The 20,502-nt window shown below is 55.0% G+C and carries 18 protein-coding genes; 10 read left to right on the top strand and 8 right to left on the bottom strand.

Annotation, left to right across the window (positions count from 1 at the left end; translation table 11 throughout):
- A complete protein-coding gene (locus MLE19_RS17095) occupies window positions 1–357 on the top strand; it encodes a hypothetical protein (RefSeq protein ID WP_240719337.1) in 357 nt (118 codons plus the stop codon).
- Window positions 358–404: 47 nt separating this feature from the next.
- Window positions 405–2,561, top strand: coding sequence for a heavy metal translocating P-type ATPase (locus MLE19_RS17090; RefSeq protein ID WP_240719397.1), 2,157 nt, complete (start codon window positions 405–407; stop codon window positions 2,559–2,561).
- Here the strand turns inward: MLE19_RS17090 and MLE19_RS17085 are convergent.
- A complete protein-coding gene (locus MLE19_RS17085) occupies window positions 2,558–2,857 on the bottom strand; it encodes a winged helix-turn-helix domain-containing protein (protein WP_240719336.1) in 300 nt (99 codons plus the stop codon). The genes MLE19_RS17090 and MLE19_RS17085 overlap by 4 nt on opposite strands.
- 42 nt (window positions 2,858–2,899) lie before the next feature.
- A complete protein-coding gene (locus MLE19_RS17080) occupies window positions 2,900–3,982 on the bottom strand; it encodes a PA0069 family radical SAM protein (protein ID WP_240719335.1) in 1,083 nt (360 codons plus the stop codon).
- Between the two features lie 173 nt (window positions 3,983–4,155).
- Here MLE19_RS17080 and MLE19_RS17075 point away from each other — a divergent pair, with 173 nt between their 5' ends.
- The 4 genes from MLE19_RS17075 to MLE19_RS17060 all read left to right on the top strand — a co-directional run bounded on the left by MLE19_RS17075 (window position 4,156) and on the right by MLE19_RS17060 (window position 6,212).
- Window positions 4,156–4,887, top strand: a complete 732-nt coding sequence (locus MLE19_RS17075) for an SDR family oxidoreductase (protein ID WP_240719334.1) — start codon at window positions 4,156–4,158, stop codon at window positions 4,885–4,887.
- A gap of 69 nt (window positions 4,888–4,956) precedes the next feature.
- The gene (locus MLE19_RS17070) at window positions 4,957–5,493 is read left to right on the top strand and encodes a DinB family protein (protein WP_240719333.1); all 537 of its coding nucleotides are present in this window, start codon (window positions 4,957–4,959) and stop codon (window positions 5,491–5,493) included.
- 112 nt (window positions 5,494–5,605) lie between these two features.
- Window positions 5,606–5,920, top strand: coding sequence for a transcriptional regulator (locus MLE19_RS17065; protein ID WP_240719332.1), 315 nt, complete (start codon window positions 5,606–5,608; stop codon window positions 5,918–5,920).
- Window positions 5,913–6,212 (top strand): helix-turn-helix domain-containing protein, encoded by a 300-nt coding sequence (locus MLE19_RS17060; RefSeq protein WP_240719331.1) that lies wholly within the window; start codon window positions 5,913–5,915, stop codon window positions 6,210–6,212. The genes MLE19_RS17065 and MLE19_RS17060 overlap by 8 nt, the downstream gene beginning before the upstream one ends.
- Before the next feature lie 87 nt (window positions 6,213–6,299).
- Here the strand turns inward: MLE19_RS17060 and pgi are convergent, their stop codons facing one another.
- From pgi to ptsP, 4 genes are all read right to left on the bottom strand, one after another.
- Window positions 6,300–7,967 (bottom strand): glucose-6-phosphate isomerase, encoded by a 1,668-nt coding sequence (gene pgi / locus MLE19_RS17055; RefSeq protein ID WP_240719330.1) that lies wholly within the window; start codon window positions 7,965–7,967, stop codon window positions 6,300–6,302.
- A 196-nt stretch (window positions 7,968–8,163) separates the two neighbouring features.
- The gene (locus MLE19_RS17050) at window positions 8,164–9,888 is read right to left on the bottom strand and encodes a PTS fructose-like transporter subunit IIB (RefSeq protein WP_240719329.1); all 1,725 of its coding nucleotides are present in this window, start codon (window positions 9,886–9,888) and stop codon (window positions 8,164–8,166) included.
- Complete coding sequence (gene pfkB, locus MLE19_RS17045; protein WP_240719328.1) at window positions 9,885–10,868, bottom strand: 1-phosphofructokinase; 984 nt, start codon at window positions 10,866–10,868, stop codon at window positions 9,885–9,887. The genes MLE19_RS17050 and pfkB overlap by 4 nt, the downstream gene beginning before the upstream one ends.
- On the bottom strand, window positions 10,868–13,738 hold the full coding sequence (gene ptsP / locus MLE19_RS17040) for a phosphoenolpyruvate--protein phosphotransferase (protein ID WP_240719327.1): 2,871 nt from the start codon (window positions 13,736–13,738) through the stop codon (window positions 10,868–10,870). The genes pfkB and ptsP overlap by 1 nt, the downstream gene beginning before the upstream one ends.
- 273 nt (window positions 13,739–14,011) lie before the next feature.
- Here ptsP and cra point away from each other — a divergent pair, with 273 nt between their 5' ends.
- Window positions 14,012–14,989: a catabolite repressor/activator gene (gene cra, locus MLE19_RS17035; protein WP_240719326.1), complete on the top strand. Its 978-nt coding sequence runs from the start codon at window positions 14,012–14,014 to the stop codon at window positions 14,987–14,989.
- Between the two features lie 26 nt (window positions 14,990–15,015).
- On the opposite strand, the gene MLE19_RS17030 is transcribed toward cra, so the two are convergent.
- Window positions 15,016–15,492 (bottom strand): methylglyoxal synthase, encoded by a 477-nt coding sequence (locus MLE19_RS17030; protein WP_240719325.1) that lies wholly within the window; start codon window positions 15,490–15,492, stop codon window positions 15,016–15,018.
- A gap of 205 nt (window positions 15,493–15,697) precedes the next feature.
- Between MLE19_RS17030 and gap the strand changes: the two genes are divergently transcribed.
- On the top strand, window positions 15,698–16,702 hold the full coding sequence (gap, locus tag MLE19_RS17025; RefSeq protein WP_240719324.1) for a type I glyceraldehyde-3-phosphate dehydrogenase: 1,005 nt from the start codon (window positions 15,698–15,700) through the stop codon (window positions 16,700–16,702).
- Window positions 16,703–16,709: 7 nt separating this feature from the next.
- Here the strand turns inward: gap and MLE19_RS17020 are convergent, their stop codons facing one another.
- Window positions 16,710–17,759, bottom strand: a complete 1,050-nt coding sequence (locus tag MLE19_RS17020; RefSeq protein ID WP_240719323.1) for a LacI family DNA-binding transcriptional regulator — start codon at window positions 17,757–17,759, stop codon at window positions 16,710–16,712.
- Between the two features lie 446 nt (window positions 17,760–18,205).
- Here MLE19_RS17020 and MLE19_RS17015 point away from each other — a divergent pair, with 446 nt between their 5' ends.
- Together MLE19_RS17015 and MLE19_RS17010 are read left to right on the top strand one after the other, a co-directional pair.
- Window positions 18,206–19,714, top strand: a complete 1,509-nt coding sequence (locus tag MLE19_RS17015; protein WP_240719322.1) for a carbohydrate porin — start codon at window positions 18,206–18,208, stop codon at window positions 19,712–19,714.
- A gap of 188 nt (window positions 19,715–19,902) precedes the next feature.
- A complete protein-coding gene (locus MLE19_RS17010) occupies window positions 19,903–20,424 on the top strand; it encodes a DUF3455 domain-containing protein (protein WP_240719321.1) in 522 nt (173 codons plus the stop codon).
- Window positions 20,425–20,502 lie beyond the last annotated feature (78 nt).

Genomic DNA, 20,502 nt, shown 5'->3' with positions numbered 1-20,502 from the left:
ATGACGACAACAATGCAGCGTTTACACCTTACCCACCCTTTACACTTTGTCATTGGCTTAACGCTTTGGTGTACTTGGTTTGTGGCAGTGTACGGCGGGCATGCGGTGGCCTGTGCAGTGGCGCCGCCTGCTCCTGAGCAAGGCGTTTTTACGCTGGTGAACGCGCTGCTGCTTGTAGTCAGCTTTGTGGCGATTGGCATACTGGCGGCGCTAACGGTGGGTTGCTATCGAATGGCTAAGCACCATCAAGGGCGGCTACGCTTCAATGCCACCGTCTCCGCCGGGCTCTATCTGTTCTCTACCCTAGGCGTTGTGTTTGCGGCAATGCCGATTATTGGTATTCCGCCTTGCCTGTGAGTGGCAAGGCGGAAACCAACTCAGAGCAGCTCTATACCCTTCACGGCATGTGGTGTACCAGTTGCGCCTTGGCCGTTGAGGGGGCACTTAAACGTCTTGATGGCGTGCGCGATGTTAGCGTGCACTATCCCAGTGCCACGCTTTGCATAAGCGGGACACCTGCCGCCACTCAGCTATCAGTCATTGCATCCAAAGTGAAACGTCTAGGCTATCGGCTCAGTGAACTTGAGCCGGTGATTGATGCCCATGCGCGACTAGAAGAGGAGAGCCGCTACTTAACGCTCAGGCTGATGGTGGGGTCACTATTCGGCATGTGGACCATGCTGGCCTCGATACTGATTTACGCAGGGGCACTGCCTAGCGAGCAGGTTGAGCTGGTAGTCGCTTGGGTATCGGGGGCGTTTTCATTCCCCGTTGTGCTGTTTGCAGGCCTGCCTTTTTATCGCGCGGGATGGCGCACGCTGTTGGCCAAACGCCCCGGTATGGATGTCCTTATCAGCCTTGGCGTTATTGGCGCGGTGTTCGTCTCGGTGGGACTTTTATGGCGAGGCTCAACTGAGGTCTATTTTGATACGGCGGTGATGCTAATTGTACTGTTGCTGGTTGGGCGTCTAATGGAAACCCTGTGCCGTCACCGTGGGTTAAAAGCGTTGGATGCTCTGGCACTGCCAGACACCAACGTCAGTGTTTTCCAAAACGACACCTGGCGCTCACTCCCCGTGAGAGAAGTGAGCGCTGGCATGCGTACTGAGCTAGCGCCGGGTGAACTGGTGGCGCTAGATGGCATCCTTGAAGGCGCCGGCTGGATTGATACCGCCTCTTTTACCGGTGAAAGCCTGCCGCGTCACTTCAACGCAGGGCAGAAGATATACGCTGGTTGCCGTTACCTTGGTGCCTCCCCTTTGGTGATGCAGGTAAGCGCTGGGGTAGGCCAGCGACGTTTAGATAGACTGTGCGATGAAATGCGCCGCTACCAGGCTAAAAAAGGCGAGCTTCAAAAGCTCGCTGACCGCTTTGCCGCCTGGCTAAGCCCACTAGCACTGTTACTCGCGTTTCTGACGCTTCCCGGAGCGTTATTATTTGGACTGGGCTGGGAAGATGCGTTTGTACGTGCACTTTCGGTGTTGGTGGTGGCTTGCCCCTGCGCTGTGGGGCTTGCCGTGCCATTGGCAAGCCTTGCAGGTAGTGGCCAAGCCATGCAGCAAGGAATTGCGCTACGCGACCCTGCCGCCCTCGAAACGTTGGCCCGTATTCGCTCGGTCGCGTTCGATAAAACTGGCACCTTAACAACCGGTATGCATTCAGTGCTGCACTGGCAAGCGCGGGATGGTGTTGATGAACATATGTTGCAGCGTAAGCTTAGCGCTGCCGTTGCGGGAAGCGAACACCCGTTGGCGCAAGCATTAGCGCGCTGGTCGGCCAACCAACATGGCCAGCTTACTGAGCAGTGCTTGGAGGTAAGCGAAACCCCTGGGGAAGGGCGCCGTGTCCAGCTAAGTAATGGTGAGTGGCTGATGGTAGGTAGTGCCAGTTGGTTTACTCGCCAGCAGATAGCACTGCCTTCCAAGGCGGAGGACACTGCACTCGCTTTTGCTTCCCAAGTAATGGTGGCCGATGACAAAGGTTGGCTGGCCACGCTCTATCTAACTGATCAGCCAGTGGGAGATGCTGCAAAAAGCGTAATGCGCCTGGTGGATGCAGAGTATCTGGTGGCAATGATCAGCGGTGATCGGCAGGGCGCGGTCAGTTGGTTAGGTGAACGTGTTGGGCTTGCGCGAGAAGCTTGCTATGCGCAGCGTTCGCCTGAAGCCAAAGCGCGTCTATTGCAGGCGCTGCCATCGCCAACGCTCTACGTGGGGGATGGCCTAAACGATACCTTGAGTTTGGCGGCGGCCGATGTGGGAATTGCCCCGCTGAGTGCCAGCGAGGCCGCCCGTGAAGGCGCTTCCGCGCAACTCATGACACCAGGAATAGGCGGGGTAGTAATACTGCTCGGTATTGCCAAGCGCACCCGGCGCATCATGGTTCAAAACCTATTTTTTTCAGCGCTCTATAACACCCTGGCACTCGGCTTGGTGGTACTGATGGCAATACCCCCGTTGGTGGCAGTACTCGCTATGGCGGCAAGTTCTTTAAGCGTCACACTCAATGCCGCGCGGCTAGCGTGGGCAGAGCCAGAATCAGAGCCAGACGGAAAGGCTTAAATAGCATAGCCGAGCGTTTGCTTGAGCCGCTCGGCATTCGTAGCCACCCAGCGTGGGTCTATCGCACCCCAATTGCGTATTTGGTAGCGGCCAATGTTGTGGCGCTCACCGTCATCCTTCGTAAATACACACTCGATATCCAGCTCGGCAAGGGAGGTGATCGTATCCTGTGCGGTGCGCCGCGGCATGCCGGTCGCCTCGATTAGCGCAGGCACGCTGGCAGCCCCTTGTTCGATCAAATGGGCGACGTATAAGCGGCGGTAAAAGCTCGATTTGGTTTTGCTAAGAGCAGGCATTCGGCTTCCTTGGCAGCAAATTGATGAATGTCGCTGCTTAGCTTAAATGAATAAATCCTGCTGCGCTCGTGGTGGGCGAAAATCTCGAGTGTTCAAGCCCTGCTCGGTGCGATCCTGCATGTTCCACTGGCGGCTGGCGCGGGCAAAGCGTTGCGCTATTAAATCGGCAAATACCCCTTCCCCGCGAAAGCGCTTACCAAACTTGGCGTCGTATGCCTTACCGCCACGGCACTGGCGCATTAGGCTCATCACTTTCGCCGCGCGCTCCGGGTAGTGGGCTTCTAACCAGGCTTCAAATAGCGGCGCCACTTCATAGGGTAAGCGCAGCAGCATCCAGGCGGAGGTTCGCGCTCCTGCACGGCTGGCGGCTTCCAATAGCTTTTCGATCTCATGATCGGTTAGCCCCGGAATAACCGGCGAAATCAGCGCACCCACTGGAATGCCCGCGGTATTCAGTTCACGAATCGCCCGCAAGCGCGCCTGAGGCGATGCCGCACGTGGCTCTAGCGTGCGTTTCAAATTGGCATCCAGGCTAGTTAAGCTCACAAAGACGCGTACCAAACGGTGCTCGGCCATTTCGGACAGCAGCTCTAAGTCCCGTAGCACTAGGGTACTTTTAGTCACAATCGTAACGGGGTGGCGGCACTCTAGCAGTAGCTCAAGTATACGTCGGGTAGTTTGGTGTTTGGCTTCAAGCGGCTGGTAGCAGTCGGTGTTGCCGGAAAGGTTGATAGGGCGGCACACATAATTAGGCTGACAAAGCTCCTCTTTTAACCGCTCTACTAAACCGCTGCGAGCGATCAACTTGGTTTCAAAATCCAACCCTGGCGATAAATCCCAATAAGCGTGGGAGGGCCGGGCATAACAGTACACACAACCGTGCTCACACCCGCGATATGGATTCAGCGAGCGATCAAAAGGTAAATCCGGCGACTTGTTCCAGGAAAGCGCGCTTTTGCTTACTTCTTCTCGCACTTCGGTGGCGATAGTGGTGGATGCTTCCTCCCGCCACCAACCGTCGTCTTCCACCTCACTGCGAGTAGGCGCAAAACGATTATGTGGATCATAAGTCGCTCCGCGGCCCTTATAAACCGTTGGCTGGTCAGGATGGCCAAGAGATGCCATGGGTCCACCTCTTTTTTCATGATTTTATATACAGTAGTTGTGAAATTGACAGAAATCAATAGCCAGTAAATGACTGAATGATGCAGGTGGCTAGAGTGAAGCTACCCAAGAAACTATGACGAGTTTATTGTGTTAGAGGTTGTTAGCCATCAAAGCGTCAATGAGGAAGCAATATGTCGAAAGTGGTTATCGTGACGGGGGGAAGTCGAGGCATCGGAGCAGCGAGTGCAAAATTGCTAGGCGCTAGAGGCTATGCGGTGTGCGTCAACTACCTGGTGAGTAGAGAACGGGCGGATGATGTGGTTGATTGCATTATTCGCGCTGGTGGTCAGGCGTTTGCCTATCAAGCGGATGTTAGCAGTGAAGCGGAAGTGATCCATCTGTTTGATGCAGTTGAAGAGCGCTTTGGCAAGGTGACGCATTTGGTCAACAATGCAGGCGTTCTGTTTACTCAATCCAAGCTGGTCGATATCGACCTTGAACGCTTCAATAAAGTGCTGAATAGCAATGTGGTTAGCTGCTTTCTATGTTCAAGAGAAGCCATTAGGCGCTTCAAATCAGGTGGTGCCATCGTTAATGTATCTTCACTGGCATCACAGACAGGTTCGCCCTTTGAGTATGTGGATTACGCTACCTCAAAAGGCGCTATGGATACCCTGACTAAGGGGTTGTCGCGGGAAGTTGCCGCAGCGGGGATTCGTGTTAACGCGGTTCGTCCCGGTTTTATCTACACTGATATGCATGCCGATGGTGGTGAGCCAGGGCGGGTGGATCGCTTAGCGCCACAAATTCCTATGCAGCGTGGCGGAACCGCTGAGGAAGTAGCGAACACCATTGCATGGCTGCTTTCGGATGAAGCTTCATACGTCACGGGGTCGTTTATCGATGTAGCAGGCGGGCGGTAACGCTGTTATCCCCCGTATTTCAAGCGTTCTTAAAGGATGCAGTCTTGACAAGGAAAGGTCTTTGAACTCATGAAACTTCAACAACACTTCAAACTGATGGCCACTTACAACGAGTGGATGAACGCCCAGGTATACGATACGGCTAGCAAGCTGAGTACAACTGAACTTGCAGAGGAGAGAGGCGCTTACTTTGGCTCTATTTTTGGCACTTTAAATCATATCGTGGCAGCCGACACGCTTTGGCTTAAGCGGTTTGCAAGCCATCCCTCTTCTACCACAACACTTGCGGTCATGGTGCCTCTACCCACTCCGACACGCCTTGATCAAATCATGTTTGACGATTTGGAAGGCCTAAAAGCGCATCGCCAATGGCTAGATAGCGTAATTATCAACTGGATAGCCGCGCTGACTGACGACGATCTTGATACCGTGCTGAATTACCAAAACACTAAGGGAGTGGCATCAACCCGGAGCTACTCAAGCTTAATTGTTCACTTCTTTAATCATCAAACTCACCACCGCGGGCAGGTTAGTACTTTGTTTTCCCAGGCCGGTACCGATATTGGCGTCACCGATCTGTTGGCGCTTATTCCTTGTGAAGATTAGTAGTTCTAGACTTAACCTGACCACTTGCTAATAAGCGCCATTAGTCAGAATTTTAAGGGCTTTCTTTTTACTATACTTGCAATGCATACGTCAATGACGTATGCTTTTCATCATGTTTACCATCATTGAAACCCCTACATTTGCAGCGGATGCCAGAAAAATCTGGACTGAGGAAGAGCGGGGAGCTTTCTTTGCCTGGTTGGCAGCTAATCCGGAAATTGGCGACCTCATCCCAGGTAGCGGTGGGTGTAGGAAAGTCCGTTGGTCGGTTGCGGGCACCGGAAAGCGAGGTGGGGCTCGAGTCATTTACTTTACTAGACTGGTAAACGGTGAAATCTGGCTATTAGTCATATACAAAAAAGCTGTTAAAGAGAACATACCCGCTCATATCCTGAAGTCGATTCGTGAGGTGTTGGAAGATGAGTAACGAAACTATTAGTGCAGAAGAGCTTGGTAACAAGCTGCTTCAATCTGTTAAGGAAATGAAAGCAGGAAAAGCAGCCCGAGTCAGTCGTGTGGAGCCTAATGAGGTAGCTGAGGCACGAAGTAGAGCAGGTCTAACACAGGGTGAGTTTGCCAAGGCACTCAATATTTCCCCACGTACCTTGCAGGAGTGGGAACAAGGCCGCAGGAAACCTTCTGGGCCCGCTAAGGCGTTGGTTGAAATCGCATTTCGTCACCCTGAGGTTATTCGTGAAGATCTACTGTTAAAAGCTTAGTAACTCCATCTTTCGGTATGCAGAAACTCAAAGCGCCTTGGTTGTTTCAAGCCAAGGCGTTTGTTTGTATCCGTTTTCCAAACTAGCCTATCTCTTCCTCCTGGTGGGTTTTTTATCGGCACTGGTCGGTGCGCTTTCCTTTTCGCCGCTGCCGCCATTAGGGAAGTGAGCACGAACCAGTTCCAGCAGGCCTTGAGTGGAAGTGTCAAAATCGGCGGCGTTGGTGTCGATGCGTTCGCTGATTTCACCGGCGATGCGCTTGCCGAGCTGTACGCCCCACTGGTCAAAGGAGTTGATATTCCAGATTACCCCTTGCACGAACACCTTATGCTCGTAAAGCGCGATTAGTGCACCCAGGTTTTTCGGCGTTAGCTCATCCAGCAGTAGAGTGCTGGAAGGGCGGTTGCCGGGGCAGCTGTAGGGGTCGTGCTGGCTTAGCTCTTTGCTATCGCCTTGGCTGCCTTCCATAAAGGCGTTGGCCTGGGCGAGCATATTGGTCAGCAGCGCGAAGTGGTGGTCTTCGACGCCTGGCTCGGGCTTGAGTGAGGCAATAAAATCAATCGGCACGTAGCGGGTGCCTTGGTGCAGTAGTTGGAAGAAAGCGTGCTGGCCGTTGGAACCAGTTTGCCCCCACACAATCGGGCCGGTTTTGTAGTTCACCGGATGCCCGAAAATATCCACTGACTTGCCGTTGGACTCCATATCAAGCTGCTGCAGGAAAGAAGGCAGCTGATTCAGCGCCTGGTCGTAGGGCACGATGGCTTGGGTTTCGGCGCCAATAAAGTTGATGTACCAAATGCCTATTAGCGCCATCAGCACCGGCATGTTTTGCGAGAAGGGCGCGTTGATGAAATGGTTATCCATCTCGTGCGCGCCTTCCAGCAGCTCGATAAAACCGTCAAAACCAATCGAAAGGGCAATCGGCAGGCCGATGGATGACCACATGGAGTAGCGTCCACCCACCCAGGCCCAGAACTCGAACACGTTCTCTTCGCGAATGCCGAACTCCATGGCCGCTTTGCGGTTGGTGGAGGCGGCAATAAAGTGCGCGCCCACATCGGCATCTTCTCCCGCGTTCTCTACAAACCAGCGCCGCGCTGTTTTGGCGTTTAGCAGTGTCTCCTGTGTAGAGAAGGTCTTGGTAGAGACAATAAACAGCGTGGTGGCCGGATCAAGCCGCGAAAGCACCTTCTGAATATGGGTGCCGTCCACATTGGAAACAAAGTGGAAGTGGAGCTCCGGGTGACGATATTTGAGCAGTGCGCGAACCGCCATATTGGGGCCGAGATCCGAGCCGCCAATACCAATATTGACCACGTCTTTAATGCGTTTGCCGCTGTAGCCTTTCCATTCGCCGCTGCGCACCGCTTCTGAGAACAGCTTGATCTGCTCGCGGGTACGGGTGATCTCAGGCATCACATCTTCGCCATCCACATACACCGGTTCATCGCCTAAGTGGCGTAGGGCGGTATGCAGTACCGGGCGGTTTTCAGTGACGTTGATGATATCGCCAGAGAACATCTGCGCCCGGCGTTGTACCAATGCAGAGTGGTCGGCCAGTTCAATCAGCTTAGCAAGCACTTCATCGGAGACTTGGTGTTTGGAGTAGTCTAGAAACAGGCCGCCCACCCGTAGGCTCATTTTCTCAAAGCGCTGTGGATCATTGGTGAAGTAGTCACGAATGCGGTCGTTAGCAGTTTTGTCGCGTAGGCGTTCAAGCGCCTGCCAAGTGACACTACGAGTGAGCTGAAACATAAGGCGATCCGTTTGTTATATGTGAATGTTGTAACCAGAACCGAATGGCAAACTAAATTTGGCGTGATGAAAAAATACTACATAAAAAGCGGCGAGGAGTAGAGGGTATTTGTGCTTAGACTTGCATTAATTGCGTAAAGCTACGTATTTGTTTGGGCAGGCATGATTGCCGGCCCAAACAGGGTAACGTCAGCTGTTAGGTAGCAACCGCCACCTGGGCTGCCCCGCGTTTGATAAACGCATAGCCTAACCCTGTGACCAAAGAGCCAGCCACAATAGCCCCAAGGTAGAGCAGCGCCGGGGTGATGGCGTTGGGGATCAGCAGTACAAAGATGCCGCCGTGAGGCGCCATCAGCTTTGCACCTACCAGCATCGATAGAGCGCCGGTGAGCGCACCCCCTGCGATACAGGCGGGGATAACGCGTAGCGGGTCTTTTGCCGCAAAGGGAATCGCGCCTTCACTGATAAAACACATGCCGAGTACAAAGGATGCTTTGCCCGCTTCCCGCTCCGGTGCCGAGAACTTGTTGCGCGCGACAAAGCTGGCAATGCCCATACCAATGGCAGGCACCATACCTGCCGCCATAATCGCCGCCATGGGGCCGTAAGTTTCCGAGGCGAGCAGGCCTACGCCAAAGGTGTAAGCCGCTTTGTTGACCGGGCCACCCAGGTCAAAGCACATCATGGCGCCCAGCAGAATACCCAGCAGTACCGCATTGGTGGAGCCCATGGATTCCAGGAAACTGGTCAGCGCATTAAGTAGCGCCGCGACCGGTTCGCCAATCACGTAGATCATGGTCAGGCCGGTAACTAAGCTGGCTACCAACGGAATGATCAGAATCGGCTTAAGAGATTCAACGCTGGAGGGTAGTTTGACGTAGCGAGTCACCGCCAGCGCCACATAGCCTGCCAGGAAACCTGCCAAAATGCCGCCGATAAAGCCGGAGCCGATATTAGCCGCCAGCATGCCGCCAATCATACCCGGCGCGATGCCGGGGCGATCGGCAATGGAGTAGGCGATATAGCCAGCCAGCACCGGAATCATAAGCGCAAAGGCGGTGCCCCCGCCGATCTGCATTAGCGCCGCAGCCAGGGTGCCTTCCTGCTCAAAGGCTTCAATACCGAATACAAAGGAGAGCGCAATCAGCAGACCGCCTGCCACCACCATCGGCAGCATGAAAGAAACTCCGGTGAGCAGATGCTTATAAACGCCTTTCTCTTTTACGCTCTTATTAGCGCTGCCCACACTGTTGCTGCCACTCTCTATAGCGGCTTCAAGGGTGGGGCGGGGCTTTTTCAGCGCGTTGCCGGTCGAGGTGCGGTAGATGCGCTTGCCTGCGAACCGCGATGGGTCAACGTCGATATCGCAGGCCAGTACGACTATGTCGGCGTTGGCGATCTCTTCATCCGTCAACTTATCCTGTGCGCCCACCGAGCCTTGGGTTTCCACGCGAATGGCGTGGCCCATGGCTTTACCTGCTTCCGAGAGCGCTTCGGCGGCCATAAAGGTGTGGGCGACGCCGGTGGGGCAGGCGGTGACGGCAACGATTTTCTGGCCACCCGCGCTGCTTGAAGCGTTAGAAACGGAAGTTGCAGGCGCGGCAGGCGCGCTGTAAATCGGCGCTTCACGCTTGGCCTGGGCCAGAAAACCGCTAGGGTCGGGGAGCGCGCTGGCAATCGGTGCTTGGAATAGCCGTTTGCCTTCAAAGCGCTCTGGGGCAGGCACGTGATCGGCGGCGACCACGATCAAATCAGCGTTAGCAATTTGTTCAGCAGTAGCAGCCTGCAGTGGCGCGATTTCACTATGCATTTCAACGTGTACCGACCAGCCTTGACGCTGGGCGGCTTGTTCCAGGCGCTTAGCCGCGAGGAAGGTGGTCGCCATGCCGCTGGGGCAGGCGGTAATCAGAATAATATTCATAGCGTGGCTCCCTCGGTGATGGTGTCATCAAGACGCCGTATCCGGGTGTGTTGTTGGAGTGAGTCAAAATCGGCAGCGTGGGGGTTGCCCACGCCAACGTGGCGCACGGCCTCGGCCGAGAGTGCGGTAGCAAAGCGCAGCGTCTGTTCAGGATCGTGCTGGCCGTTCTGATGAGTTAGCAAGCCGTGGAGCATGCCCGCGACAAAGGTATCGCCAGCACAAACGGTGTTGGTAGCCGTAACCTTGGGTGGGCTGGCGTGCCAAGCACCTTGAGCGCTCACCCACAGCACACCGTCGGCCCCGGCTGAAACAAGCGCATTGGCGATACCGCTGTGATGTAGCCGCTGTGCTGCAGCCAACCGGGCTTGCGTTGAGTCAAGGGTTTCGCCCGCCCAGTCTTCTAGCTCGCTTTCATTTGGCTTAACACCTGAAGGCTGGGATGCGATTGCTGTATTAAGGGCCGGACCACTGGTATCCACCCAAAGCGGCACGCCGCTAGCGATTAAGTGGTTTAACAGCGCGCTGAAATCATCCAGTGACAGCCCAGGGGGGAGGCTGCCCGCCACGACGATCGCCTGGGGTGGCGTGGCCCCGGAAAGCTCGGCATCCAACGTGTCGATCAGCGCCTGTAGATGTGTGGCGTTAATGGGCATGCCAGGGCCATTGATATCGGTAACGCGGCCGCTCTGCTCAGCGATTTTGGCATTAATACGGGTTTCCCCCGGCACGCGCACGAAGGCATCAGTCAGGGAATGCTGGGTAAATGCCAACTGAAAGGGAGCGTCGTTATCGGCACCTAAAAAGCCGCTGACGGTGACGTCATGGCCAAGACCCGCCAATACGCGGGCAACGTTAACGCCTTTGCCCGCTGCTTCTAGTTGGGCGCTGGTGGGGCGGTTCACGCTACCCAGCACCAACGACTCAAGATTAAACGCCAAATCCAGCGCCGGATTCAGGGTAATGCATAGCACGCGTGCCATTAGCGTGTCTCCAATGCATCGCGCACTTCATCGCTAGTCGCTTGAGAAAGCGCTAACTGAGCGCTGGCTTGGGCATCAGCGAAGTCAAACTCGCGCAGGCGGGCTTTGACCAGCGGGATCTGCCGCGCGCTGACAGAAAGCTCGTCCACGCCAAGCCCTACCAGCACCGGAATGGCCACGGCGTCTGAGGCCAACTCGCCGCACACGCCGACCCATTTGCCCTGGGTGTGAGCAGCCGCCACGGTCATTTGAATCAAACGCAGCACAGCGGGGTGCAAACCATCGGCTTGGGCAGAGAGTTCCGGGTGGCCTCGGTCGATAGCCAGGGTGTACTGAGTCAAATCGTTGGTACCTACAGAGAAGAAATCGACTTCGGCGGCGAGGCTTGGCGCCAGCAGCGCGCTGGAGGGGATTTCAATCATCACCCCCAACTGCACATCGGTGGCGCGCTGGGAAGTAGGAATCTCTTGGAGTAGGCGGTCGTAGATGACTTTAACCGCGCGGAACTCGGCTATATCTTTGACCATCGGCAGCATAATCCGCAGGGGGCTATCCTTACTTGCCATCAATAGCGCGCGAAGCTGCGTTTCGAGTACCTCGGGTTGGGTCAACGCTAAACGAATACCGCGTAGGCCCAGGAAGGGGTTGTCTTCTTGGGGTACCGGCCAGTAGGGCAGTGGTTTGTCGCCGCCGACATCCAGGGTGCGCGCTACCAGTGGGCGGCCCTCTAAAGCTTCAATTGCTTGGCGGTACTCACCAATTTGCGTTGCTAAGTCCGGAGCACTGGCATAGGCCATAAACAGAAATTCAGTACGCAGCAGGCCAACGCCTTCAGCGCCACGCTCAACCGCATCGGCAGCGTGAGCAGTGTTGCCCAGGTTGGCAGCGACCTCGACCCGGTGTCCGTCGCGAGTTTGAGCAATCTCAAAGCGGCTTTCCCAGGCATCAGCTTCGCGCTGCTGTTGGTCCAGCAACTGTTGTTCAGCGCGTTGCAAGCGCTCTTCTGAAGGCTGCGTTGTTACCCGTCCACGATCGCCATCAAGAATCATCATGCTAGCGTTGTTAAGCGCCATTACCGCTTGCCCAGCGCCCACCACGGCGGGAATACCCAACGCGCGCGCCAGGATTGCGCTGTGGGCAGTCGCGCCGCCGCGAACGGTGAGCAGGCCGCGCACACGAGAAGTATCCAGGCGAGCCACATCGGAAGGGCCGATATCGTCCATGACCAAAATGTAAGGGTGATCCGGTGGTTCTGGAAGCGTCACATCGCAGAGTACGCCCAATACCCGGCGTCCTACGTCGCGCAGGTCGGCGGCACGTTCGGCCAGCAGGCGGTCGGCAAGCATTTCCTGTGCGTGGGCGGCAGTTTCAATCGCGTCCCACCAGCCCGCTTCTGCGGAACGGCCTTCGCGGATAGCATCCGTGGCTGCATGGTGAAGTTCCGGGTCATCTAGCATCTCTTCATGCATCGAGAGAATATCGGCAACTTCGCCACCGGGGGCGTTATGCACCAATGTGTGCAGCTGGGCGGCGCCCTCTTTTAGCGCGCTATCCAAACGCTTGATTTCGTGCTCAGCATCGCTGGCGTGCTCAGCGTACTCGAACTGCATCGGGCGAATGACAAACACTGGCGCAATGGCCAAACCCGGTGAGGCGGCCACACCGGTGTGGGGCGTATCGGCAGCGAGAGGCTCAACCGCCGGTGTAGAGGTGCTCGCTTCCTGCGTGCTACCAAAGCCGCCATCAAAGGGCGTTACTTTCTCTCCCAGGCCCGATTCAACAGCCTCGGCGACGGCCTCTAATGATGAGCTTGCCTGCTCACCTTCGGCTGAAAGCACCAGCCACTGACCACGACGCGCGCCAAGGCCAATCACTTTGGTCAAGCTGGCCGCAGAGACTGGCGTGGCGCTGCCTTCTTCGAGGCGAACATTAATGGCTATGCTCTGGGCACGCGCAACTTGCACCAGCTGTTTAGCAGGCCGGGCGTGTAAGCCATGGGGATTAAGCACCCGCACCCGACGGGTTTGTGTGCTGGCGGTTTCACCCGCCAATTGGGCGAGTAGCTGAGCGCTGCTGCTTTTCAGCAGTGTGTCGCTGGCACCGGTATCCAGCAGTGCCATTAATTGCTCTAACAGCGGACGGTGAGCATCACCCTGGGTAGCTAAGCAGAACAGCGCATGCACGGAGTGGCCATCGCTTTGCAGGGCTTGCTCGGCAGGCGTGGCGACGCCTAATGCAGGCTGATTAACCCCTTGAGAGCTGCTGGCCAGCCACAGCCCTTTGCCTAACCAGGTCGGCTGCGCTGAGGCGATGGCTGTAATAAAACTGTTATCGACGCAGCCACTTTGACGCAGCCGGGCGGCCGCGGCCAGGGCCAGCTCTTGAGGATCGCGCGCAGGGAAGTTGACGCATAGTGTGTCGGCATCCAGGCGTGGCTCAACAACCGTTTTGGAAAGCAGGCGCGCCACATCGGCTGCGGAGCTGGCATTGGCCAGCTGCTCAGAGACGCCTTCTCGATCCAGCACGTGGGTGAGCTGACGCAAGATATCCAAGTGTTCATCATTTTGTGCGGCAATAGTGACCAGCACATGCACCAATTGGCCGTCGTGCCACTTCACCCCTTGGGGAAACTGCAGCACACGCACGCCCGTTTGCTTCACAAACTGGCGACTTTCAGGCGTGCCGTGGGGAATCGCAATGGCGTTGCCTAAAAACGTGGATGACTGTGCTTCGCGGGCATGAAGGCCGTCGCGGTACTCGGCCTCAACCAATCCGGCCTCTACCAGCGCTTCAGCGGCACTGTCCAGCGCGGTTTGCCAGCTGTCGGCATGGCGGCCTAGCAAAATGTCATCGGGGCCGAGTGTCAACATAGTATTCTCCTGTAAACGCGCGCTGGGGAGCTCAATGTTTAGCTAAGTACTGCTTATAGAGTGCCAGGGCGTGTACATAAGTGATCATGTATTGGCAGTTATGCCAGCTAGATAAACCGCGTTATCTCTATCGGCTCATCTATGCCATTGAGTCTAGATATGGTGCTATGCTGAATCGATTCACTTTATGACACAAGGTTTACGCTTTTAGACTTTGGTCTGATGAGTGCTTACTTGCTGATAAACTGGCCGATCACATCAAGGGGAACCCGCATGACACTCGCCGATATTGCCCGGCTAGCCGGCGTCTCACGCACTACCGCTAGCTATGTCATTAATGGCCAGGCCGAGCAGCGGCGCATCAGCGCGGCAACCATTGAAAAAGTGATGGCGGTGGTGCGGCAACACCGCTACCACATTGACCCCCAGGCGGCCGCACTGCGTCGGGGAGCCAGCCGGTTGTTGGGGCTTATCGTGCCCGACTTGGAAAACATCAGTTACGCACGCTTAGCGAAGCGCTTGGAGCGCGGCGCCCGTGAGCAGGGCTATCAGTTGCTGATTGTCAGCTCAGATGACAGTGCAGAGAGTGAGCGAGCACTTGCCCTGGCCCTGCGTGCTCAACGCTGTGAGGTATTGATCACCGCCAGCTGCCTTCCCAGCGACGACACTTTCTATGCCGATTTGGTGAGCGAGGGCTGGTGCGTGGTGGGAATGGACCGCGGTTTGAATCCAGCACTATTTTCCAGCGTGGTGAGCAATGACTGCGAAGCGGCCGAGACGCTGACTCGCTCAGTAATTAGCGGGGCAACCAAGCGTGTTGCGTGGCTGGAGGCAATGCCGAATTTGTCGATTAGTAGCGAACGGCGGGCCGGCTTTCAAGCGGCGTTAAGCGGGACCGATATTGAGCCGCTTATCTTAAGTGGCGCGCGTTATGAGCGTAGTGAAGGAGCACGCTTAGCGGCACTGCTATTAGACGAACAGGGCGGGGCTGACGCGCTTTTGACGGCGTCATACGCACTGCTTGAAGGGGTGTTTGATGTGTTCTTGGAGCGTGGTGGTTTGCCAGGAAATATCCGCTTGGCCACCTTTGGCGATCATCGGCTGCTGGATTTTCTCCCTCAGCCGGTCAACTCAGCGCTGCAGGACTACGACCGTATTGCCGAGCTTACGCTGAGCTGCGCATTGGCCGCAATGAACGGCCACTACGAGTGCGGGCTGCAGGTAGTGGCGCGCCACCTGCACACCCGGTAAACACTAAGTCCTGATGAGTTAGTCCTCTAGACCGTTCTGGCTTGGGCCCAGGCGTTAGCATCCGGGATCGACATGTCGTAGCTTTCGTTCAGGTAGGGCGAGGAGAGCAGAAAGTCAGCGGTGGCCGCATTACAGGCAACGGGCACATTCCATAGGGCGGCCAAGCGCAGTAGCGCTTTGACATCCGGGTCATGGGGCTGGGGCGAGAAGGGGTCCCAAAAGAAAATCAGCACATCCAATCGCTGTTCAGCTATGCGCGCGCCAATTTGTTGGTCGCCCCCCAGTGGGCCACTCATTAATCCTTCTACACTTAATCCTAATGCTGTTTTTAAACGCCCGGCGGTGGTGCCGGTGCCGATCAATTCATGTTGGCTGAGCGTGCTTTGCCAGCGCGTTGCCCACTCGAGCATTTCGCTTTTCTTGCCATCGTGGGCAATCAACGCAATGCGCTTACGCGCTTGCAGAGTACGGATAGCTTGAAGGGGCGGTTGTGCGTCACTCATAGCGTTACTCTCTTTATCACATTGGTTTTTTAGTATTGGACTACGGCAGTGTTTATATAGTAATTTTACTACATATTGGATATTTACTAGCCTATCAAGGCGGTTTAAACGTTTTTTTCCGACTTTATGATGCTTAAGTACGTATTTTTGGTAAATTTTTTACGAAACACGCCATTGGCTACCACTGATTAATTGAGGAGCTATCATGACAATAAGAGTTGCGATTAACGGATTTGGCCGTATTGGCCGCAATGTACTGCGCGCCCTTTACGAGAACAACTACCTTGACCGTATTCAGGTCGTTGCCATTAACGATTTAGGCGATCCTTCGTTAAATTCTCACCTGCTGCGCCACGATACCGTTCATGGCCATTTCCCTTTTAAGGTAGAGCATGACGCCGAGAGCATCACGGTTGATGGTGATCGTATTGCAATCTCTTCAGAGCGCGACCCCGCACAGTTGCCGTGGTCTTCGATGAATATTGATCTGGTGATGGAGTGCACCGGGTTGTTTACCAAACGCGAAGCGGCGGCGAAGCATATCGAAGCGGGTGCCAAGCGCGTGTTGATTTCTGCTCCCAGCCCGGATGCCGATGCCACCATTGTGTATGGTGTGAATGATGATGTGTTGACCGCAGAGCATACGGTCGTGTCTAACGCTTCTTGCACCACCAACTGCTTAGCACCGGTGGCAAAAGCGTTAAACGATGCAGTGGGTATCGAGAATGGGTTGATGACCACGGTGCATGCGTACACCAACGATCAGAACCTGTCGGATGTTTACCACTCCGACCCTTACCGTGCTCGCAGCGCCACCCACTCAATGATCCCGACCAAAACCGGCGCTGCAGCAGCGGTAGGCTTGGTTCTACCAGAGCTGGCTGGCAAGTTTGACGGCTTAGCAGTTCGTGTGCCGGTGATCAACGTTTCGCTGGTGGATCTGACTTTTACCGCTAGCCGCGATACCAAGAAAGAAGAGATCAATGCCATTGTAGAGAGGGCTGCAGCTAACTCACCGGTACTCGCCGTTAACGCCGAACCTTTGGTCTCTATCGACTTTAACCACGATGCCAACTCGTCGACCTTTGATTCCAATCACACGCGCGTTAATGGCCGCCTGGTTAAAATCATGGCGTGGTACGACAACGAGTGGGGGTTCTCCAACCGTATGTTGGATACCGCGCTGGCGATGCAGGCGACTGCCAAGTAATACCTTTTTAAGGGCAGGTATCGCCCAGTAGCAGCTCTGTTTCGAGTAGCTGCTGGGCGAGAGGGATGCGACCCAAAATCATCTGAGCGGCGACCCGCCCCTTACCCACGCTATCTTGTCGCACTGTGGTTAATCGCGGAGCGCGGTACTGGCCCTCGGCAATACCATCGAATCCTGTGATGCGCAGGTCTTCAGGTACCCGAATACCGCGCTGCTCGGCAAGTGTTAGCACCGTAAGTGCAATGCGGTCTGACATGCACAGCAGCAGGTCAGGCCGTTGCTCGGGAGGTTGGTCGAGAATTTCGGCGATCACAGGTGAACAAACTTCAAACGTATTCTCCTCGATATTCCATAGCGGTACCTGATCAATATCCACGGCTTGTTCGATTAGCGCACTATGAAAGCCTTCAAGGCGGGCGCGGCTGATCGTGCTGGTATTGGGCAGCAGCGTGTGCTCGGGTGTCACGCGTCCGTTACACGCCTTCTGGGTTATGCGCAGGTTGATAATTGCTGGTCGTTTAGGCAAATAGCGAAGCGCATGCTGGGCGATTTTATAGCTGGCCGCTGTGTCATCGATATGAACCGTTGGGCATCCTTCAATATCAAAATCCACTGCCACCAGGGTGCGCTGGGCGGGCAGGTCATCAATTACTTTACTGTTAGGCATTTGTCCATAAGCGATAAAGCCATCTGCGATATTCGCTGAACCTGGTGGTTGCGATGCATGGCCGCGCCCAGGCAGCAGTAGTAACGTATGCCCATGAGCGTCGAGCACCTCGGCGACACCCGATAAAAACTCACTGGCCACAGCGTCGTTCAAACTGTAAGTAAGGCTTTCAGCAAGAATCACCGCAATAATCCGCGAGCGGCCGGTGCGCAAGCTCCGCGCTTTGGCATCAGGGCCATGATATCCCAACCGTCTAGCCTCTTTAAGGATACGTTCGCGCAAGGCCGGGGATAGTTGATCAGGGCGGTTAAAGGCGTTGGAGATCGTCGCGGTAGAGACGCAGAGCTTCTGAGCAAGATCCTTGAGTGTCATTTGACGGTAGTCAGTCACAGTGCATCCTTTGCGGGCAAGGCATATGTAAGCTTCTTGTTAATAAGCACGTTAATATATTTATACAACTCATTAACTATGTGGATTCCGGTGTTTCTAAAACGCAAAGTTAAAAGTAGCGGCTTACTCTCCTGATCCTCCTCAATGATAGAGGACTGAGCAACATTGAAGTACCTTACCCTCATTGATGAGTTACTTAGACATTAGTCGCTAAACGGCATTTTGACGTTGGTAATAATTAGCTTAATCGATTAAGTTTTGCCTGTCTTTCCTTCCTAGCAGCGCTTTAAGGTAATCCAGCGGCATGCCTATGTAGACAAGCGATGATAGAAGGGAAGTGCGCCATGCTCAAAAAGAGGATTTCTGAACTGTATATCTTAATCGATTAAGATAAATGCTCATAAAACAAGTAATCGAAAGCCAATAACAATAGGGTACTCAAAACAATGCACAAAATGACTTTTAAAACGCCGTTAGCAATTGCGATTGCCACCGCCAGCTTAGGAATGAGTGGTGTTGCTTCGGCTCAGATGACCATGGAACAGCGCTTTGCCGAGTTGGAAGCCCGCATTGAAGCGGCAGAGCAGCGCGCAGATGCCGCCGAGCGCCGTGCCGAGATCGCCGAGCAATCCCAAACGACAACCGTTACTACCGAAAGTGGTGCGGAAATTGAAGAGCGTTTAGCGAGGGTAGAGCGCTATACCGATGGGGAAGAGGGGTTCTCGTTTAACGTTTATGCGCGTTCAGGCCTGCTGATTGGCGAAGATGGCAAAAGCGAGAACGCTGGGCCTTACTTAACTCCAGCGGGCGGTGAGGGTGGCGCCGTTGGCCGCTTAGGCAATGAACCTGATACCTACGCCGAAGCAATTTTCAACTACCGTATGCAGTTCGATAACGGCGCCAAAGCGCTCTACCGCACCATGATTGCCGACGGTACCACTTCAAGCAACGACTGGACCGGTGGCGAGTCCGATCTTAACGTGCGCCAGGTGTTTGCCGAATTTAGCGATCTTCCCAGCTTCACCGGCGCATTTGAAAACGCCTCTATCTGGGCCGGTAAGCGCTTTGATCGGGATAACTTCGATATTCATTGGCTTGATAGTGACGTCATCTTCCTGGCGGGTACCGGTGGCGGTATCTATGACATGCAATTGGCGGATAACTGGAAGTCCAACCTCTCGATTTACGGCCGTAGCTTTGCCGACTACCCGATCGTTGACCGTGAAAATCCGGGCCTTGAAGGCGATACCGATAACCTTATCCTGACCTCGAATAACTACTTTGGTAACTGGCAGTGGATGGTCAACGGTATGTCCGCTGCGGACAACGACGAGCGTGATATCGAAGAAGGCCAAACCGCGGCCGATACCGGCTTCCATACCATGATTGCCTATCACGGCGATAGCTTCTTCGGGATGGGTGAAGGTAACTTCAAGGCGGCCGTGCTTCACGGCCAAGGGTTGGGTGCCGAAACCAAAAGCCTAGGTTCAAGAGGCGAGCTAACCGATGACGCCACTGCCACTCGTTTGGCGGTTTACGGCACCACCTACATTGCCCCTCAGTGGCGCATCGCCCCCTCTATTTTGGCCGAAACAAGTGAAGACCGTTACGCCCAGGGCGATAAGTATAACTGGGCGGGTATTAACGTCCGCTTAGCTAACGAGCTAACCCAAAACTTTGAGATGCAGTACGAGGCGGGCTATCAGTGGATGGATCTAGATCCCCAAGGTTATAGCGGCCGCAACGCGGTCGATGGCGGCTTCAGCAAGTTCACGATTGCGCCCACCTTCAAGCCTGAAGTCGGCGGCTTCTGGCAACGTCCTGAAATTCGCCTGTTCACCACCTTCAGCGACTGGGATGACGACCTTAATAATTACGGCGCCAGCTCACTTGGCAACGAAGGCTTTACCGGGGGCCAATGGACCTTCGGCGTCCAAACAGAAGTGTGGTTCTAAGTCATACGAGCTCTTTAACGTAACCGTTTCTTCTCCAGTGCACCTTGCCCGCGATCCGTCGCGGGCTTTTTTATTATGAAAATTTAAAAAATATTTTTAATTAGCTGCATCCAATCACAGGTCTCGCGGGTATTCACTATACAGCCGCCATTTTTGGCCGCTGATAACAACCCTTTTAGGAGACTGAAATGACACTTCATCATCTAACGCGTGCTACCTTGGCCGCCACACTGATTGCATCCTTCAGTCATGCCGCTTTGGCCGAAACGCCTGCGGATGTCCAAGTACCGGACGGCAACACCATCGCCCTCGAAACAGTTGGCGTTGGCGCTATTACTTACATGTGTGAAACCCAAGACGACGGCAACATGGGTTGGGTATTTAAAGGCCCGCACGCTGCGCTTAACGACAGCGATGGCACCCAAGTGGGTAGCTACTATGGCCCGCCAGCCACATGGGAAGCGTTGGACGGTTCAAAAATCACCGGTACCCAGCTAGCCACAGCCGCCAATGGCGATGGCAACATTCCGCTCCAGCTTGTTGAGGCCAACCCTGCTGAAGGCGAAGGCGCAATGACGGGCGTTAGTTACATTCAGCGCTTGAACACCCAAGGCGGTGTCGCTCCTGATGTAGCTTGCGACATGGATCACGACGGTGCTACCGCCGTTGTTACCTATCAAGCCGATTACATCTTCTGGACTGCTGAGTAAGTCTAATTCTGCTAGGGGCTCGTCTGTCGGGCCCCTAGCGGCTATGCTGTCTGTGAACACGACGACTGGCGTCGGAGC

This window comes from Vreelandella neptunia (genome assembly GCF_022489065.1).
GTDB lineage: Bacteria > Pseudomonadota > Gammaproteobacteria > Pseudomonadales > Halomonadaceae > Vreelandella > Vreelandella neptunia_A.
The sequence above is the reverse complement of the archived record's forward strand: the minus strand, read 5'-3'. Positions and strand labels throughout refer to the sequence as shown.

What these genes read in the sequence shown, in the direction of transcription:
- MLE19_RS17075 (WP_240719334.1), top strand. Translation starts at nt 4,156, where the DNA reads ATGTCGAAAGTGGTTATCGTGACGGGGGGAAGTCGAGGCATCGGAGCA.
- MLE19_RS17030 (WP_240719325.1), bottom strand. Translation starts at nt 15,492, where the DNA reads ATGAGTGACGCACAACCGCCCCTTCAAGCTATCCGTACTCTGCAAGCG.
- gap (WP_240719324.1), top strand. Translation starts at nt 15,698, where the DNA reads ATGACAATAAGAGTTGCGATTAACGGATTTGGCCGTATTGGCCGCAAT.
- MLE19_RS17090 (WP_240719397.1), top strand. Translation starts at nt 405, where the DNA reads ATGTGGTGTACCAGTTGCGCCTTGGCCGTTGAGGGGGCACTTAAACGT.
- MLE19_RS17050 (WP_240719329.1), bottom strand. Translation starts at nt 9,888, where the DNA reads ATGAATATTATTCTGATTACCGCCTGCCCCAGCGGCATGGCGACCACC.
- MLE19_RS17015 (WP_240719322.1), top strand. Translation starts at nt 18,206, where the DNA reads ATGCACAAAATGACTTTTAAAACGCCGTTAGCAATTGCGATTGCCACC.
- MLE19_RS17065 (WP_240719332.1), top strand. Translation starts at nt 5,606, where the DNA reads ATGTTTACCATCATTGAAACCCCTACATTTGCAGCGGATGCCAGAAAA.
- pfkB (WP_240719328.1), bottom strand. Translation starts at nt 10,868, where the DNA reads ATGGCACGCGTGCTATGCATTACCCTGAATCCGGCGCTGGATTTGGCG.
- MLE19_RS17010 (WP_240719321.1), top strand. Translation starts at nt 19,903, where the DNA reads ATGACACTTCATCATCTAACGCGTGCTACCTTGGCCGCCACACTGATT.
- MLE19_RS17080 (WP_240719335.1), bottom strand. Translation starts at nt 3,982, where the DNA reads ATGGCATCTCTTGGCCATCCTGACCAGCCAACGGTTTATAAGGGCCGC.
- cra (WP_240719326.1), top strand. Translation starts at nt 14,012, where the DNA reads ATGACACTCGCCGATATTGCCCGGCTAGCCGGCGTCTCACGCACTACC.
- ptsP (WP_240719327.1), bottom strand. Translation starts at nt 13,738, where the DNA reads ATGTTGACACTCGGCCCCGATGACATTTTGCTAGGCCGCCATGCCGAC.
- pgi (WP_240719330.1), bottom strand. Translation starts at nt 7,967, where the DNA reads ATGTTTCAGCTCACTCGTAGTGTCACTTGGCAGGCGCTTGAACGCCTA.
- MLE19_RS17060 (WP_240719331.1), top strand. Translation starts at nt 5,913, where the DNA reads ATGAGTAACGAAACTATTAGTGCAGAAGAGCTTGGTAACAAGCTGCTT.
- MLE19_RS17085 (WP_240719336.1), bottom strand. Translation starts at nt 2,857, where the DNA reads ATGCCTGCTCTTAGCAAAACCAAATCGAGCTTTTACCGCCGCTTATAC.
- MLE19_RS17070 (WP_240719333.1), top strand. Translation starts at nt 4,957, where the DNA reads ATGAAACTTCAACAACACTTCAAACTGATGGCCACTTACAACGAGTGG.
- MLE19_RS17095 (WP_240719337.1), top strand. Translation starts at nt 1, where the DNA reads ATGACGACAACAATGCAGCGTTTACACCTTACCCACCCTTTACACTTT.